16 protein-coding genes are annotated in these 16,500 nt (G+C 71.2%); 8 read left to right on the forward strand and 8 right to left on the reverse strand.

The window, feature by feature from the left end:
* Position 1 precedes the first annotated feature (1 nt).
* Complete coding sequence (locus ABEG17_RS15440) at positions 2 to 613, reverse strand: PadR family transcriptional regulator (protein WP_406830365.1); 612 nt, start codon at positions 611 to 613, stop codon at positions 2 to 4.
* Positions 610 to 1,434, reverse strand: coding sequence for a DUF4097 family beta strand repeat-containing protein (locus ABEG17_RS15445; protein WP_406830366.1), 825 nt, complete (start codon positions 1,432 to 1,434; stop codon positions 610 to 612). Before ABEG17_RS15445 ends, ABEG17_RS15440 begins: the two co-directional genes overlap by 4 nt.
* Before the next feature lie 106 nt (positions 1,435 to 1,540).
* Between ABEG17_RS15445 and ABEG17_RS15450 the strand changes: the two genes are divergently transcribed.
* The 6 genes from ABEG17_RS15450 (at position 1,541) to ABEG17_RS15475 (ending at position 8,187) form a co-directional block, all read left to right on the forward strand.
* Positions 1,541 to 2,398 carry a RimK family alpha-L-glutamate ligase gene (locus tag ABEG17_RS15450; RefSeq protein ID WP_406830367.1) on the forward strand — a complete coding sequence of 286 codons (858 nt, stop codon included), beginning with the start codon at positions 1,541 to 1,543 and terminating at the stop codon, positions 2,396 to 2,398.
* 133 nt (positions 2,399 to 2,531) lie between these two features.
* A complete protein-coding gene (locus ABEG17_RS15455) occupies positions 2,532 to 3,827 on the forward strand; it encodes an ABC transporter substrate-binding protein (RefSeq protein WP_406830368.1) in 1,296 nt (431 codons plus the stop codon).
* A 5-nt stretch (positions 3,828 to 3,832) separates the two neighbouring features.
* Entirely contained in the window at positions 3,833 to 4,795 is a 963-nt protein-coding gene (locus ABEG17_RS15460; protein ID WP_406830369.1) for a carbohydrate ABC transporter permease, read from the forward strand.
* A gap of 5 nt (positions 4,796 to 4,800) precedes the next feature.
* Positions 4,801 to 5,781, forward strand: a complete 981-nt coding sequence (locus ABEG17_RS15465; RefSeq protein WP_406830370.1) for a carbohydrate ABC transporter permease — start codon at positions 4,801 to 4,803, stop codon at positions 5,779 to 5,781.
* Between the two features lie 2 nt (positions 5,782 to 5,783).
* Entirely contained in the window at positions 5,784 to 7,133 is a 1,350-nt protein-coding gene (locus ABEG17_RS15470; protein ID WP_406833215.1) for a GH1 family beta-glucosidase, read from the forward strand.
* 4 nt (positions 7,134 to 7,137) lie between these two features.
* A complete protein-coding gene (locus ABEG17_RS15475; RefSeq protein ID WP_406830371.1) occupies positions 7,138 to 8,187 on the forward strand; it encodes a LacI family DNA-binding transcriptional regulator in 1,050 nt (349 codons plus the stop codon).
* A gap of 66 nt (positions 8,188 to 8,253) precedes the next feature.
* On the opposite strand, the gene ABEG17_RS15480 is transcribed toward ABEG17_RS15475, so the two are convergent.
* Entirely contained in the window at positions 8,254 to 8,988 is a 735-nt protein-coding gene (locus tag ABEG17_RS15480) for a DUF4191 domain-containing protein (protein ID WP_406830372.1), read from the reverse strand.
* Positions 8,989 to 9,007: 19 nt separating this feature from the next.
* Entirely contained in the window at positions 9,008 to 10,045 is a 1,038-nt protein-coding gene (gene lipA / locus ABEG17_RS15485; RefSeq protein WP_406830373.1) for a lipoyl synthase, read from the reverse strand.
* A 191-nt stretch (positions 10,046 to 10,236) separates the two neighbouring features.
* Here lipA and ABEG17_RS15490 point away from each other — a divergent pair, with 191 nt between their 5' ends.
* A complete protein-coding gene (locus ABEG17_RS15490) occupies positions 10,237 to 10,566 on the forward strand; it encodes a TraR/DksA family transcriptional regulator (protein WP_406830374.1) in 330 nt (109 codons plus the stop codon).
* A 21-nt stretch (positions 10,567 to 10,587) separates the two neighbouring features.
* Here ABEG17_RS15490 and lipB read toward each other — a convergent pair whose 3' ends face one another.
* Positions 10,588 to 11,226 (reverse strand): lipoyl(octanoyl) transferase LipB, encoded by a 639-nt coding sequence (gene lipB / locus ABEG17_RS15495; protein WP_406830375.1) that lies wholly within the window; start codon positions 11,224 to 11,226, stop codon positions 10,588 to 10,590.
* 10 nt (positions 11,227 to 11,236) lie between these two features.
* A complete protein-coding gene (locus ABEG17_RS15500) occupies positions 11,237 to 11,983 on the reverse strand; it encodes a Type 1 glutamine amidotransferase-like domain-containing protein (protein WP_406830376.1) in 747 nt (248 codons plus the stop codon).
* Between the two features lie 77 nt (positions 11,984 to 12,060).
* Here ABEG17_RS15500 and ABEG17_RS15505 point away from each other — a divergent pair, with 77 nt between their 5' ends.
* Positions 12,061 to 13,632, forward strand: coding sequence for a protein kinase domain-containing protein (locus tag ABEG17_RS15505; protein ID WP_406830377.1), 1,572 nt, complete (start codon positions 12,061 to 12,063; stop codon positions 13,630 to 13,632).
* A 30-nt stretch (positions 13,633 to 13,662) separates the two neighbouring features.
* Here ABEG17_RS15505 and ABEG17_RS15510 read toward each other — a convergent pair whose 3' ends face one another.
* Together ABEG17_RS15510 and sucB are read right to left on the reverse strand one after the other, a co-directional pair.
* Complete coding sequence (locus tag ABEG17_RS15510) at positions 13,663 to 14,565, reverse strand: TIGR01777 family oxidoreductase (RefSeq protein WP_406830378.1); 903 nt, start codon at positions 14,563 to 14,565, stop codon at positions 13,663 to 13,665.
* A 25-nt stretch (positions 14,566 to 14,590) separates the two neighbouring features.
* Positions 14,591 to 16,453 (reverse strand): 2-oxoglutarate dehydrogenase, E2 component, dihydrolipoamide succinyltransferase, encoded by a 1,863-nt coding sequence (sucB, locus tag ABEG17_RS15515; protein WP_406830379.1) that lies wholly within the window; start codon positions 16,451 to 16,453, stop codon positions 14,591 to 14,593.
* Between the last annotated feature and the right edge of the window lie 47 nt (positions 16,454 to 16,500).

A 16,500-nucleotide genomic window follows, 5' to 3' on the forward strand; every position in this document is an offset into this window, starting at 1 on the left:
CTCACCGACCGGCGCCGCGCACGACCTCGCGGATCCGGGCCGTCGCGTCCCCGAGGATGTCGAGGATCTCGTGCGTCTGCTCGCTGGTCAGCCCGTGCCGTTTCCACGCCTCCCGGGCCTCGCGACGCAGCTGCTGGACGGCGCGATCGAGGTCGCCCCCGCCATTCGCCTCCCACGCGTGACCGTCGGCCCATCCTTCGTGCCCGCCGACGGGGGTCGCCGTACGGCGTGCCTCCTGGGCGGCGGCGCGAAGCTCGGCCCGCAGGTCACTGGTCTGGCCCCGCACCCGTGAGCGCACCTGCTCCGCCAGCTCGCGCACCGACAGGTCCAGGTCGGACTCGAGGCTGGACAGGTCGTCCTGGCGGTCACGGACCTCGGCCCGACCCGCCTCGGTGATCCGGTAGACCGCCTTGCGTCCCTCGTCGGTGCGCTCCACCAGGCCCTCCTCCTCGAGCTTGGCCAGCCGCGGGTAGACCGTGCCGGCGCTGGGGGAGTAGAGCCCGTTGAAGCGGTGCTCGAGGTCCTGGATCACCTCGTACCCGTGCCTCGGCCCGTCGTTGAGCAGGGCCAGGACGTACAGGCGCAGCTGGCCGTGGGCGAAGACGGGGCTCATGCCGGGCTCCCCGGGTGGGCGTTGAGCACGACGACGTTGCCCGACACCGCGTTGGCCTTGAGCCGCAGGCTGCCGGCGCCGTCGGACAGACGACCGCTGGCCGGCCGCGAGAACTTGTCGAAGGTGCGGCCGTCGATGACGACCTGGCCCGAGGCGAGGCTGGCCTTGACGTCGTACCCGTCGTGCGGCGCCCGCACCGTGACGTCACCGGACACCGAGCTGGAGCCGATCGACGTGGCCGAGTTGACGAGGTCGAGCGTGACGTCCCCGCTGACGGTGTGGATGTTGACCTCGGGCACGTCGCTGCGCTGCGCGGTCACTGCCCCCGAGACCGTGTTGACCTTGAGCGGTCCACGCAGTCCCTCGCACTCGACGTCACCGCTGACGGTGTTGATGTCAACCGGTCCGACGATGTCGTCCAGGGTCATCGAGCCCGACACCGTGTTGGCCTTGGCGCCGCTGCGCAGCCCTGCCAACAAGCCCGTCGCGCTCACCGTGCTCACCGTGGTCTGGGCGTCCTCGGGCACCGAGATGCTCAGCGCCACCCGGTTGTGCTCGAGCCCGTCGAAGACCTGGCGCACCTTGTCCAGGATCCGTGCACCGTCCACGCCGTGGGTGATCTTCAGCTTGCTGCCGTCCCAGACGACCCGCAGCGGCATCCCGCGGACGTCGGCGACCTCCACGCGGGCCGTGGGGGAGTCGGTGTGCGTCACGACGTCGACCCGTCCGCCGACCACGGCGACGCTCAGGGACGTCACCTGCTCGCCGTCGCCGCCGATGTCGAGCACCCGGGGAGAGTCGATCGACCATTCCTCGCTCATGGGAGTTCCTTTCGGTTTCGCGCTATATCGCGTTCGAGACTCACGTTATATCGCGTCTCTTCGCGGGGCAAGGTCCCGATCGTCGCCGGTTTGGCAGACTCCTCGGATGACCACGCGCCGCATCGCCCTGTGCACCTGGTCCGACCCGGCCTACGTCGACCCCGAACCGCGTCAGGCCGCCGACATCCTCCGGGCCCGGGGTCACGACGCCGACGTCCTCGTGTGGCACGACGTCGACGTCGACTGGGGCGCCTACGACCTCGTCGTGGTCCGGTCCACCTGGGACTACTTCGACCGGCTCGAGGAGTTCCTTGCCTGGGTGGACCGCGTCGACGTCGGGAGCCGGATCATCAATCCTCCCAGCGTGATTCGGTGGAACGTCCACAAGGGCTACCTCGCCGAGCTGGGCGCCGCCGGGGTCGCGGTGCTGCCCATGCTCGTCCTCCCGCGAGGGTCGGTGGACGTGGCCTCGTCCATCCGGGCGACCGGCTGGGAGAAGGTCGTCGTCAAGCCCGCGGTGGACGGGGGAGCGCGGCAGGCGGCGCTCGGCGAGACCACGTCCACGGCTCTCGTCCAGCACGCCGAGCGGATCGTCGCCCTGGGGGACGTCGTGGTCCAGCCGTACGCCCCCGGCATCGAGGCGGGCGAGGTCTCCCTGCTGCTCTTCGACGGCGAGCTGTCGCACGCCGTCCGCAAGGTCCCTGCCGTCGGTGACTACCGCGTCCAGGCCCACCACGGCGGCTCCGAGCTGCCGCACACGGTCACCGAGGCCGAGCTCGCGACCGCTCGCGCCGCCCTGGCGCTCGCCCCGGAGGGTGTCGTGTATGCCCGCGTCGACCTCGTGGAGCACGACGGCGTGCCCACGGTGATGGAGCTCGAGCTCATCGAGCCCGACCTCTTCCTGCGGGTCGACGACCGGGCCCTCGAGCGGTTCGTCGACTGCATCGAGGCGCAGCTGGGCTGAGGTCGCGCCATCAGAAGGTCACGGGAAGGTCACGAAATGGGAACGCTCCCGGCCGCCTCTTGACGACATTCTCGCCCTGGCTGCACGCTGTTCGGGAGCGCTCCCATTAGGGGGCCCGACGAAAGGTGCAACGGTGCACTCACGTTCTCGCTGGCTGGTGCCGGCCACCGTCCTGATCACCACGGCCTCCCTCACGGCAGCGTGCGGAGGTGGCGGATCGTCCTCCTCGTCCTCGGGGGAGAAGACCACCCTGCGGGTGAGCACGTTCGGGAAGTTCGGCTACACGGACCTCTACACGCAGTACATGAAGGACCACCCCAACATCACGGTCGTCGAGACCGCGGAGGGTGACCTCGGCAAGTACAACACCCAGCTGATCCAGCGCATGGCTGCCGGCTCAGGGGCCGGCGACGTCGTCGCGATCGAGGAGGGCCAGGTCGTCAACTTCCTCCAGAGCGCCGACAAGTTCGTCAACCTCCAGAAGTTCGGCAGCAACGAGCTCAAGGACAACTGGCTCCCGTGGAAGTACGCCAACGCCACGACGGCCGACGGCAAGGACACCATCGGTCTCGGGACCGACGTCGGGGGCCTGGCCATGTGCTACCGCAAGGACCTCTTCGAGAAGGCGGGGCTGCCCACCGACCGCGCGGAGGTCGGCAAGCTGTGGCCGACCTGGGACGCCTACATCGCGACCGGACAGAAGTACCAGGCGGGGATCAAGGACCCCAAGGCCAAGTTCGTGGACAGTGCCACCAACACGTACAACTCGATCCTCATGCAGTCCGGCGACCACACCTACTTCGACAAGAGCAACGCCCTCGTCATCGAGTCGAACCCCGCCGTGAAGTCGGCGTGGGACGAGTCGCTGAAGATGGTCGACACCGGTCTGTCCGCCAAGCTCAAGGCCTTCTCGCCCGAGTGGAACGCCGGCTTCAAGAACGGCTCGTTCGCCACGCTGGCCTGCCCCGCCTGGATGACCGGCTACATCAAGGACCAGGCAGGCGCGGCCAACACCGGCAAGTGGGACATCACCACGGTCCCCGGTGGTGGCGGCAACTGGGGCGGTTCGTGGCTCGGGGTGCCGACGCAGAGCAAGCACCAGAAGGAGGCGGTCGAGCTCGCGAAGTTCCTGACCACCGGTGACAGCCAGCTCGCCGCGTTCAAGGCGGCCGGCAACCTGCCGTCCAACCCCAAGCTCTACTCCGAGCCGGCCCTGAAGGACGCGAAGAACGAGTACTTCAACAACGCCCCGGTGGGTGAGCTCTTCGTCGCCGGTGCGGCCAACCTCAAGCCGGTCTACCTCGGTGCCAAGAACCAGCCGGTCCGCGATGCCGTGGAGAACGCCATGCGCAGTGTCGAGGGCGGCCAGCGCAGTGCCGCCGACGGCTGGTCCGAGGCGGTCAAGGCTGCCACGAAGGCCGCGAAGTAGTCCTCGTGACCACGACCACAGCTGCACCTCCTTCGGCGCCACCGGGTCCGGACCCGGCCCGGTGGCGCCGGTGGCTGCGCCGCGCGGACGCGCGGTACACGCCATACGCGATGGTCTCGCCGTTCTTCCTGCTCTTCGCGGTCTTCGGGCTGTTCCCGCTCGTCTACACGGCGTGGGTCTCGACCCACGACTGGAGCCTGCTCGCCGGGAACCAGGGGTGGGTGGGCCTCGGCAACTACCGCGAGCTGATGGCCGACGGCGACTTCTGGAACGCCATGCTCAACACCTTCGCCATGTTCGTCATCGCGACGGTGCCGCAGCTCGTCCTGGCCATGGTCCTCGCCCAGCTGCTCAACGCACGGATGCGCGGAGCGACGTTGTGGCGCATGGGGATCCTGCTGCCCAACGTCACCTCCGTCGCTGCCGTGGGCATCATCTTCACGATGATGTTCAGCCGCGACTTCGGGCTGTTCAACTGGCTGCTGGGCCACGTCGGGGTGGACCCGATCGCCTGGCAGGACCACCGCTGGTCGTCCTGGCTGGCCATCTCCACGATGGTCGACTGGCGCTGGACCGGGTACAACGCACTCATCCTGCTGGCAGCGCTGCAGTCGGTGCCGACGGAGATCTACGAGGCCGCGCGCATCGACGGGGCGAACGCCTGGCGCACCTTCTGGTCGATCACCGTGCCGATGCTGCGGCCGACCCTGATCTTCGTGTCCGTGGTCGCCACGATCGGGGGCACCCAGCTGTTCACCGAGCCGCTGCTGTTCAACCCCGGGGCCAACTCCATCGGCGGCGGGACGACCGCGCAGTTCCAGACCGCGGCGATGTACCTCATCCAGCAGGCGTTCACCGGTCAGCGCTTCGGGTACGCGGCGACGATCGCCTGGGTGCTGTTCCTGTTCATCGCGGTGTTCTCGGCGGTCAACGTGCTGCTGCTGCGCCGGATCCGATCGGCCGAGTGAGGACCATGACACAGACCCAGCCACACGCCCCGATCCCCACCAAGACCACGCCGCAGGGCGTCACCGTTCGCGTGCGCCGTCCTCCCACCGGCGGGGACCCGTCCGCTCCGGCGAGCGGGCGCCGTACCCGCTCGCTTCGTCGTGCAGCCGACAGAAGCACGGGCGGCACGCCGGCGACCCCGCTGGTCTACCTGACCCTCGCGGTGTCCGTGCTGCTCGCCGCGGCACCGCTCTACTACATGGTGGTCATGGCCTCACGGCCCAACAGCGACATCACGTCGCTCCCGCCACCGCTGACGCCGGGGAGCCAGCTCGGCCCGAACCTGTCGCGGGTCCTCGCCAACCAGGACGTGATGTTCGGACAGGCGATGGTCAACTCGGTGCTCGTCGCCGGCGCCGCCACCGTCTCGGTTGTCGTGCTGTCCGCGCTGGCGGGGTTCGCGTTCGCCAAGCTGCGCTTCAAAGGCCGGAATGCGTTGCTGCTCATCGTGATCGGCACGATGATGATCCCGGTCCAGCTCGGACTCGTGCCGCTATACATGCTCATGGGCAAGCTCGGGCTGGCGGGGACGCTGCCATCGGCGCTGCTGCCGTTCCTCGTGAGCGGGTTCGGCGTGTTCATGATGCGGCAGTACGCCGCCCAGGCCATCCCCAACGAGCTCATCGAGGCCGCACGGGTGGACGGTGCGTCGACGACACGGATCTTCTTCTCGGTCGTCTTCCCCATCCTGCGTCCAGCAGCGGCGGTCCTTGGGCTGCTCACGTTCATGGAGCGCTGGAACGACTTCCTGTGGCCCTACCTCACCCTCGACGCCGACCACCCGACCGTGCAGGTCGCGCTGTCGCGGCTGTCCGGTGGCTACTACACCGACCAGGCGCTGGTCATGGCAGGCACGCTCCTCGGGACGCTCCCGCTCGTCGTCGTGTTCATCGTGTTCGGCCGCCAGATCATCGGCGGCATCATGCAGGGCGGAGTCAAAGGATGACCATGGACCTGTCGCGCAGCGACTTCCCGGACGGCTTCACGTGGGGCGTGGCGACCTCGAGCTACCAGATCGAGGGAGCCACGTCCGAAGGAGGCCGCGGCCCGTCGATCTGGGACACCTTCTCGGCCACCCCAGGTCGGGTGGTGGGCGGTGACACCGGCGAGGTCGCGGTCGACCACCTCCACCGGTACGCCCAGGACGTCGACCTGATGGCCGGGCTGGGTGTGGACGCCTACCGCTTCTCCATCGCCTGGCCACGCGTGCAGCCCACCGGCTCCGGCCCGGCCAACCGAGAGGGACTGGACTTCTACAGCCGGCTCGTCGACACCCTCCTCGAACGTGGCATCACCCCGTGGGCGACGCTCTACCACTGGGACCTGCCGCAGGTGCTCGAGGACGCCGGCGGCTGGCCGGTCCGCGACACGGCACACCGCTTCGCGGAGTATGCCGCGCACGTCGCCGACGCCCTCGGCGACCGGGTCGGACACTTCATCACCCTCAACGAGCCTTGGTGCTCGGCCTTCCTCGGGTACGGGTCGGGGCGGCACGCCCCCGGCCGGTCGGATGCGGCTGCGGCCCTGGCGGCCTCGCACCACCTCCTGCTCGGGCACGGTCTGGCCGTCGAGGCGCTGCGGGAGAGGGTGCCGGAGGCCGAGGTGGGCATCACGCTCAACCTCTACCCGGTCGCGCCCGCCCACGACGGCCACGGCACCACGGACGTCGTCCGCCGGGTCGACGGCCTCTCCAACCGCTGGTTCCTTGACCCCGTCCTGCGCGGCAGCTACCCGCAGGACGTCGTCGACGACGTCGCCCACCTCACCGACCTGTCCTTCGTCCACGACGGCGACGTCGACGTCACCAGCGCGCCCCTGGACTTCCTCGGGGTGAACTACTACACGCGGCACGTCGTGGCTCCCGGCGCGCTGCCCGGCACCGGGGAGGTCGAGTTCGCGTCGCGCGGTCTGCCCACCACGGCGCTCGGGTGGGAGGTCGACCCCGAGGGCCTCAGCGACATCCTCCTGCGCGTCACCCGTGACTACGGCGACATCCCGCTGGTCGTCACCGAGAACGGTGCCGCCTTCGACGACGAGCTCGTCGACGGCCGGGTGCACGATGTGGACCGCATCGACTTCCTGCGCGGACACCTCGAGGCGGGGGCCAAGGCGATCGCCGGAGGGGTGCCGCTGCGCGGCTACTTCGCCTGGTCGCTGATGGACAACTTCGAGTGGGCGGAGGGGTACGCGAAGCGGTTCGGCATCGTGCACGTCGACTTCGAGACCCAGGTGCGCACGGTCAAGGACAGCGGACGCTGGTATGCCGCGTTCCTTGCCGGGGAGCGCACGCAATACTGAGCCCATGACCCCCGGCGCCACCCACGGCACGAGCACCCCAGCGACTGCCCAGCCCACTCTGGAGGCGGTGGCGGCCCGCGCCGGGGTGGGCCGCGGGACGGTGTCGCGTGTCATCAACGGCTCACCGCAGGTGTCCGAGCGGACACGCGCCCGGGTGATGCGAGCGGTCGACGAGCTCGGCTACGTGCCCAACATGGCGGCACGCGCGCTGGTGACCCGGCGCACCGGCGCGATCGCCCTGGTCATCTCCGAGTCCGAGGAGCGCATCTTCGGCGAACCGTTCTTCGCCGGGGTCGTCCGCGGCATCACCACCGTCGTCGGTGAGGCCTCGCGCCAGCTCGTGCTGGCGCTCGTGCAGACCCGCGAGCAGGTGGACCGGCTCGACTCCTACCTCACGCCCCAGCACGTCGACGGCGTCCTCATGCTCTCGGCGCACGACGCCGACACGCTGCCGGCCCTGATCCAGGGGCGCGGGCTGCCGATCGTCTTCTGCGGTCGTCCCGTCGGACTGGACCATGCCAGCTACGTCGACGTCGACAACACCGGGGGAGCGCGCAACGCCGTCGCGCACCTGTTCGCCAAGGGGCGCTCGGTGGTGGGCCACATCGCGGGACCGCAGGACATGATCGCCGGACGGGACCGGCGCGAGGGCTACGTCGCCGCGGTGCAGGACGCAGGCAGGGACGCCGACGACTCGCTCGTCGAGGTCGGCGACTTCAGCGAGACCAGCGGAGCCGCTGCCATGCGCGCGCTCCTCGCGCGGCGCCCCGACATCGACGCCGTCTTCGCCGCCAGCGACCCCATGGCCCTGGGCGCTCTGCGTGCCCTGAGGGAAGCAGGCCGGTCGGTGCCGCAGGACGTCGCCCTCGTCGGCTTCGACGACGGGCCGTTGGCCGAGGTCGCCGCACCGCCGCTGACGACGGTGCACCAGCCGCTCGAGCAGATCGGGCGTGAGATGGCCACGATGCTGTTGGCCCAGATCGGCACCGGCGACGACCGCCCCGAGCAGCACGTGGTGCTCGACACCGAGCTCGTCGAGCGGGCGTCCGGCTGACCCGCAAGGGGTCGGCAGCCGACAAGGGGCAGATCGGCGGCAGATCTGTGGCCGGTTGCCGGCAGGTCAGCGGCCGCGCATGGCCTTGCGGTCGACGCGCTGGCGCTGCGGGTCCATGCCCTGGGGGATGGGGGGCCGCATACCGCCGAGCGACTTGAGCCGCTTGTTGACCGCGGAGACCTCTTCCTTGGTCAGCACCGGCTTCATGCGGGTCATCTTGCCGCTGAGCTTGCGGACGGGCACCTGGTCGGCACCGTCACCCACGACGATCGCCGAGACCGGCACGCCGGGGGCGACCCGCTCGACCTTCTTGCGCTCCTGCGCGATGAGCTTGGTGCGTCTCGCATCCGGGCCCTCGGCCACGAGGACGATGCCGGGACGGCCGATCGCGCGGTAGACGAACGCTGCGCCGACCATGTCCTCGGGGCGGGTGCCGCGCGCACCGTCGACAGCCACCGGCTCCTGGGAGAAGAACCAGCCGCGACGCAGGGCGCCGAGTGCCGCACCAGCGGCACCGGGCTGGCCGGCGAGGCTGGCGTAGGCGGCACGCTCCGCGCGACGGCTGAGCACGAGCGTGGCGGCGAGCAGCCCCAGCGGGATGCTGAGGACCAGCGCGTACTTCCAGTGGCCGACGAGCACACCGATGGTCGTGCCGACCGCGAGCACCGCGATGAAGGCGAGCAGCATCCACCACGGGATGGTGGGGTCTGCCTTGCGGGCCGCCGTGAACACCTGGCGGACCTGGGCGAGCCGACCCGGCTTCTTGGGCATGTCGGACTCTTGCTTCTTCTCGCGGGCCATGAGGGTCAGGATACGGGTGTCAGGCGGGTGCACCCAACGCGGCCGGCTTGCGCGCGGCCACGAGGGAGGCGGCCTCCTGGCGGGCGGGGTCGCCCGCGGCGTCGGCGAGGTGCTGCAGGTGCTCGGGGATGTCGCGTCCCCACTTCTTCATCGCCGTCGCCCACAGCCGTCCGGCGCGGTAGGAGGACCGCACGAGGGGACCGGCCATGACGCCCTTGAAGCCCATCTCCTCGGCCACCTGCGACCAGTGCACGAACTCCTCGGGCTTGACCCAGCGGTCGATCGGGTGGTGCAGCTTGGACGGGCGCAGGTACTGCGTGATCGTGAGGATGTCGCAGCCCGCGTCGTGCAGGTCGCGGATCGCCTGCTCGACCTCGTGGTCCTCCTCGCCCATCCCCAGGATGAGGTTGGACTTCGTCACGAGCTCGGCCTCGCGCGCCATCGACAGCACCGCGAGGGACTTGTCGTAGGTGAACGCCGGGCGGATCTGCTTGAAGATGCGCGGGACGGTCTCGAGGTTGTGGGCGAACACCTCGGGGCGTGCGTCGAAGACCTGGCCGACGAGCTCGGGCTTGGCGCCGAAGTCGGGGGGGAGGATCTCGACGCCGGTGGTGGGGTTCTTGGCGTGGATCTGGCGGATCGTCTCGGCGTAGAGCCAGGCGGCGCCGTCGGGCTGGTCGTCGCGGGCGACGCCGGTGACGGTGGAGTAGCGCAGGCCCATCGTGGCGACCGACTCGGCCACCCGGCGCGGCTCGTCGCGGTCGAGCGCCTCGGGGCGCCCGGTGGCGATGTCGCAGAAGTCGCAGCGGCGGGTGCAGACGTCACCACCGATGAGGAAGGTCGCCTCCTTGTCCTCCCAGCACTCGAAGATGTTGGGACAGGCGGCTTCCTGGCAGACGGTGTGCAGGCCCTCGGTCTTCACCATCGAGTGCAGCTTGGTGTACTCCGGACCCATCTTCGCGGTGGTCCGGATCCACTCGGGCTTGCGCTCGATCGGGGTCTCGGCGTTGCGCGCCTCGACGCGCAGCATGCGCCTTCCCTCGGGTGCCACGGTCACAGCAGACTCCCTCGCCTTTGCCTTCGGGTGCGCCTCCGGCGGCCGGTATGCCGCGGGGCACGGGTCCGCCCGGAGGTCACCGGGCGTCCTGCAAAGACTACGCCGTGCATGCGACGGGTATTCCCCGGGCCGGTGTGGGCACCCGGGCACCCGGTCGGCTCCGTGCAGCGGCGGGGGAGCACCATGGGGCCATGGACACCGACGTCGCACTGCTGCTGCACGCCAAGAGGGACGAGCTCGACGACCAGATGGCGACGCTGGAGCTCACGCCCGACGACCAGGGAGCAATCTCGTTCGGGAAGCGGGTCGGGGAGGGCACCTCCATGGCCGTCGACCGGCTCGCGCAGGTCGCGGTCCACGACGGTCTCCAGGCAACCCGCGCCGACGTCGAGCGGGCGCTGGTCAAGCTGGACGAAGGCACCTACGGGACGTGCGACGTCTGCGGTCGCCCCATTGCAGAGGCCCGGCTCGAGGCCCTGCCGTGGGCGGTCCTCTGCGTGGAGGACCAGGCCCGCCGCTGACCGTCGTCGCGTGGGCCTCGGTCAGGCGGACGGGGCGAGGACGTCGGCGAGGTGCTTCTCGGCATACGGCAGGACGTCCTGGACGGTGACCGCACGCCCGGCCTCGCGGCTGATCGAGCTGACGCCGGCGTCCTCGATCCCGCAGGCGATGATGTTGTCGGCCCACGACAGGTCGGCGTCGGCGTTGAGGGCGAACCCGTGCATCGTCACCTGGCGGCTGACCCGGACGCCGATGGCGCCGAGCTTGCGGTCGGGGCCCCGCTCGTCGGCGAGCACCCACACCCCGCTGCGGCCCTCGACCCGGACGGTCTCGACGCCGAACTCGCGGCAGGTGCGGATCATCACCTCCTCGAGCCGGCGCACGTGGGCGACCACGTCGATCGGCACGCCGCGCAGCCGGACGATCGGGTAGCCGACGAGCTGGCCCGGCCCGTGCCACGTGATGAGGCCACCGCGGTCGACGTCGATGACGGGAGTGCCGTCGACGGGACGCTGCTGGGGTTCGGTGCGCTTGCCGGCGGTGTAGACCGCGGCGTGCTCGAGCAGCAGGACTGTGTCCTCGCCGCCGGCGACGACGCCGGCGTGGACCTCGCGCTGCAGGGCCCATGCCTGCTCGTAGTCGACGAGGTCAGGGGCGAAGCCGACGTGCTCGAAACGCATGACGACGACTCTACGCTCGCGTCGGCGGCGCCTTGAGCCGGACCGGTTCGAGGCGCTCCTCCACGGCGGTGTCGCCGTCGCGGGTGACGAGGTAGGCGCCCTTGCCATCGGTCTCGGTCACGGCGCCGACGAGCTCGGTGCCGTGGTACAGCAGGCCGACCCCGTCGTCGGTGCAGTGCGTGGTCGGCAGGGTGCCGTCGGCCACGAGCTCGTGGACCAGCGGTCGGCGCCGCTCCTCCGAGTCGTAGTGGACGCCGCTGCCGTAGGGGAGCAGCGCGAGGCCGTTCGTCACGGCGCGCAGCTCGGGGCCGAACGAGTCGGTGGTGCCGCCCTGGTACCAGCAGATCGACCCGGCCGAGACCCCGGCGAGCACGACACCGGCCTCCCACACGCGCGGGAAGATCTCGTCGAGCCCGTGCACCCGCCAGACGGCCAGCAGGTTGGCGACCGAGCCGCCGTTGACCCAGACGACGTCCTGCTCCAGCAGATGGCCCTCGATGTCGTCGACGTTGGGCATCGAGAAGAGGTTGAGGTGCGACAGGTCGAACCCGGCGATCCCGGCGGCCTCGCCCATCCACGCCTGGAAGTAGGTCTGGTCGCCACCGGCCGTGCCGAGGTGCGTGATCCGCGGGGCGCGGCCCTCGACACCGGCGAGCTCGACCGCGTGGTGGACGAGCGAGTTGAACTCCAGTCGCGTGCGGCTGCCGTAGCGGTAGCCACCCGAGGTGGCCAGGATCGTGGGCTGGTCTGCTGCCATGCCCCGACCCTATGCGGCGTCCGGGAGCCTGTGGACAACCGGGCGGCCGGCTCGACGTCCGTGTCCACACTGGGGTGATGGACCCCCGTGTCGAACTCCTGCCGGAAGCGCCGCCGCAGGTGCCGGGCTACTCGCTCGGCGCCCGGCTGGGGGTGGGCGGCAGCGCGGTCGTGTGGGCGGCCACGCGTGACAGCGACGGCCTGCCCGTGGCGATCAAGGTCCTCGCCGTCGCTGCGGGGGAGCACGCGGACGCCGCGGTCCGCGAGCTGACGGTGCTCGGCCGCGTCGAGGTGGACGGCCTGGTGCGCCTCCACGAGGTGGTGGCCCTGTCCGGCGAGGAGCCGCGGGTCGCCCTGGTCCTCGACCACGTGGGCGGTGGGTCGCTGGAACGCGTCGTCAGTGCGCGTGGCCACCTCAGCGTCGGGGAGTCGGTGACCGTCCTGGCTCCTGTCGCCCGGGCGCTCGCGGGCCTGCACGCCGCGGGGGTCGTGCACGGCGACGTGACCCCCGGCAACGTGCTCGTCGAGCGTTCGGGCCGACCACTCCTGGCAGACCTCGGGGTGGCGCGCTTCGTCGGTGAGGCGCCCGGCGATGCGCTCGGCACCGAGGGTTTCGTCGCCCCGGAGGTCCTGGACGGCGGACCGCTCACCCCAGCAGCCGACGTGTATGCCGCCGGGGCGCTCGCCTGGTGGTGCGTCACCGGGCAGGTGCCGGGGCCGACGTCGTGGCGACCTCCCCTGGAGGCCTTGGCCCCGGGGCTGCCCGAGGGGTGGCGCGAGATGACGGTCCGGGCCCTGTCGGGGGACCCCAACGCACGTCCCTCGGCGGCGGAAGCCGCCCTGGCGTGGTTCGACTCGGCGCCGTGCGAGCCGCTGCGGCTGGTCGTCGGCACGGACGAGACGTCCCTGCTCACGCACCGCCTCCGTCGCCCGCCGGCCGAGGTCGAGGAGCCCACGCCGACGACGAGGAGGGAACGCATTGCGCAGCTGGCGGGGGCGTCGCGGGGTGCGGTCAGGTGGCGCGGTCCCCGGGTGACGGCGGCCTTCGCCGGCGCCGGGCTGGTGGTCGTCCTGCTCCTCGGGGCCTTGATGGCCGGCGGCGTGCTACCCGCGCCGCGGTGGCTCACGCCATCTGCAGCCGCCGAGCCGACGGTTCCGGCCCCGGGTCCGTCGCCGACGGGCTCGGCCTCCCCGGCCGGCACACCTGCCGCTGCCGGCTCGGCGTCCACGGGGTCGGTCCAGAGTCGGCAGGGTGGTCCGCACGACTCACCCAGCGCTCTGGTGCAGGAGCTGGCCAACCGCCGCGCCGGGGCCATGCTCAGCAGGAGGACGTCCGACCTCGGTGGCCTGGACGCGCCGCGGTCACCGGCTCTGACCCGCGACACCGCCGACCTCGAGCGGGTCCGAGGTGCCGGGGTCGCCTACGCGGGGGTGCGCCTCACCGTGCGGTCCGCCCGCACCGTCACCGCGACGCAGCGGACGGCAACGATCGACGCGGTCGTGGACACCGCGGCATACCGGGTGGTGTCGGCGACGGACGGGAGGTTGCTGCACCGCGAGGACGAGGTGCGCGGGCAGGCGCTGCGGTTCGACCTCGTGTGGGTCGGCGGACGGTGGCTGATCGAGGAGGTGGAGCCCACGGGGCGGTGAGCCGGGTCGTGAGCGGCCACGCTCACCGGGTCAGGACCGCTGGGCCAGGACCCACCGCAGCGCGGACGCGACGTCGGGGTCGCGGTGCACGAATCCCGACGCGGTGAGGCGCTGGGCGATGACCCGCTTGCTCGTGAGGATCTCGTCGGAGAAGCCGCCGAGGACGAGCTTGATGCCGAACGCCGGAGCCGGGAAGATCGCCGGTCGGTGGATCTGGCGACCGAGCTCGCGGGCGAGGTCGATCTGCCGGTCCGGGGTCGGCGCGACGAGGTTGACCGGGCCCTCGACGTCGGGGTGGTCGACGAGGTGGGCCAGGCCGGCGACGGTGTCCCGCAACGAGATCCACGGCCACCACTGACGGCCGTTGCCGAGGGGGCCGTTGATGCCCAGGCGCGCGAGCGGCAGCATGCGCGACAGCGCCCCGCCCTCGGGGGAAAGCACGATGCCCGTCCGGGGGTGGACCACCGAGAGCCCGGCCTCCCGGGCCGGGTCGGCGGCGGCCTCCCACGCCCGCACCACCTCGCTGAGGAACCCGTGGCCGAGGTGCGAGTCCTCGGTGAGCACCTCGTCACCACGGTCGCCGTACACGCCGACGGCGGAGCCGCTGACGAGCCGAACCGGCTCACCCAGCTGGGCCAGCGCCGTCGCGATGGTGGTGGTGCCGTCGACGCGGGAGCCGAGGATCTGCTGCTGGTAGGACGGCGTCCAGCGGTGGTCGCCCACGCCCGCGCCGGCCAGGTGGACCACGGCGGTGACCCCGGCAAGCGCCTGTGGGTCGAGCAGCCGGGCAGCGGGGTCCCAGCGCACCTCGTCCGGGTGCTCGGGCGCCCGGCGGACCAGCCGCACCACCTCGTCACCGCGCTGACGCAGGAATGCCGACAGCGCGCTGCCGATCAGTCCGGTGGAACCGGTGATGGCAACGCGCTGCGGCATGTCTGCTCCTGCGTGATGGGGTGGGTCAGAGTCCGAGGTCGGACTCGAAGCCGCCCTCCTCGAGACGCGTCTTCATCGTCGTGAGGAAGCGCGCCGCGTCGGCACCGTCGACGACCCGGTGGTCGTAGGACAGGGCCAGGTAGACCATCGAGCGGATCGCGATGGTCTCGCCGCCGTCGCCGTCCGCCACCACGACCGGGCGCTTGACGACCGCGCCGGTGCCGAGGATGGCGACGTTGGGCTGGTTGATGATCGGGGTGTCGAACAGGGCGCCGCGGCTGCCGGTGTTGGTCAGCGTGAAGGTGCCGCCACCGAGCTCGTCCGGACCGATCTTGTTGGTGCGGGTGCGCTCGGCCAGGTCGGCGATCTTGCGCGAGAGCCCGGCGATGTTGAGGTCGCCGGCGTCCTTGATGACCGGGACGAGCAGACCGCGCTCGGTGTCGACGGCCACGCCGAGGTTCTCGGTGCCGTGGTAGGTCACCTCGGTGCCCTCGACGCTGGAGTTGACCGACGGGTGCGCCTTGAGCGCCTCGACCGCTGCGAGGGCGAAGAACGGCAGGAAGCTGAGCTTGGTGCCCTCTCGCTGCTCGAACTCGCTCTTGGCCTTGGCCCGCAGCCGGGCGATCTTGGTGACGTCGACCTCGACCACGGTGGTGAGCTGCGCCGACACCTGCAGCGACTCGACCATGCGCTTGGCGATGGTCTGGCGCAGCCGGGACATCTTCTCGGTCGTGCCGCGCTTGGGGGACACCGACGCGGGCGCGGCTGACCGTGCGGGCGAGCCGCTGGAGGCCGCCGGGGCGGAAGCGGGCGCCGCAGCCGGTGCGGGCGCAGCGGCAGCCTTGGCCGCCTCGTCCGCGGCCTTCGCGGCGTCGAGCACGTCCTGCTTGCGGATGCGGCCACCGACCCCCGTGCCCTTGAGCGAGCCGAGGTCGATCTTGTTGTCCGCGGCCAGCTTGCGCACGAGCGGCGTGACGTACGCCGAGGCGTCCTGGCCCTCGCTGGACGACGACTGTGGTGCCGGAGCGGCCTCACGAGGCGCGGCGGGGGCCTCCTGCTGGGGAGCTTCCTGCTTCGGCTCCTCCTGCTTGGGGGCCTCCTGCTTCGGGGCCTCCTGCTTCGGCTCCTCCTTCGGAGCCTCCTCGGCGGGGGCGCTGTCGCCCGGGCCGTTGGCTGAGCCGGAGCCGCCGATGACGGCGAGGTCGCCGCCCACGGGGACGGTGTCGTCCTCCTGGACGAGGATCTTCGTCAGGGTCCCGGCGAAGGGAGACGGGATCTCGGTGTCGACCTTGTCGGTGGAGACCTCCAGCAGCGGCTCGTCGACCTCGACGGTGTCGCCCTCGGCCTTGAGCCAGCGGGTGACCGTGCCCTCGGTGACGGACTCGCCGAGCGCCGGCATGGTCACCGTCTCGCCGCTGCCGCCGTCACCCGAACCACCGGACGCGCCGTCGTCGGAGCTTGAGCTGCTCGACGTCGACTGTGCCGCCTCGGGCTCTGAGGTGGACTCCTGCGGGGCCTGCTCGGTCGAGGGAGCCTCGGCCGGCGGCTCGTCGGACTCGGCGGACGACTGCTCCTGGGAGGGCTGCTCGCCGGCGTCCTGCTGTCCGGCGTCGCCGGCAGCGGCACCCGAGTCGCTGCTCCCGCTGTCGCTGCCGTCGCCGATGACTGCGAGGTCCGCACCCACGGGGACCGTGTCGTCCTCCTCGGCCAGGATCTCCTGCAGGACGCCCGCGACGGGCGACGGGATCTCGGTGTCGACCTTGTCGGTGGAGACCTCGAGCAGCGGCTCGTCGACCTCGATCGTGTCGCCGACGTTCTTCAGCCAGCGCGTCACGGTGCCTTCGGTGACCGACTCACCCAGGGCCGGCATGGTCACGCGTTCAGACATGTGCCTCTATCTCCTTGTTTCGTGTTCGCTGGCAGATCAGCAGTAGG

Source organism: Pedococcus sp. KACC 23699 (assembly GCF_045348425.1).
GTDB lineage: Bacteria > Actinomycetota > Actinomycetes > Actinomycetales > Dermatophilaceae > Pedococcus.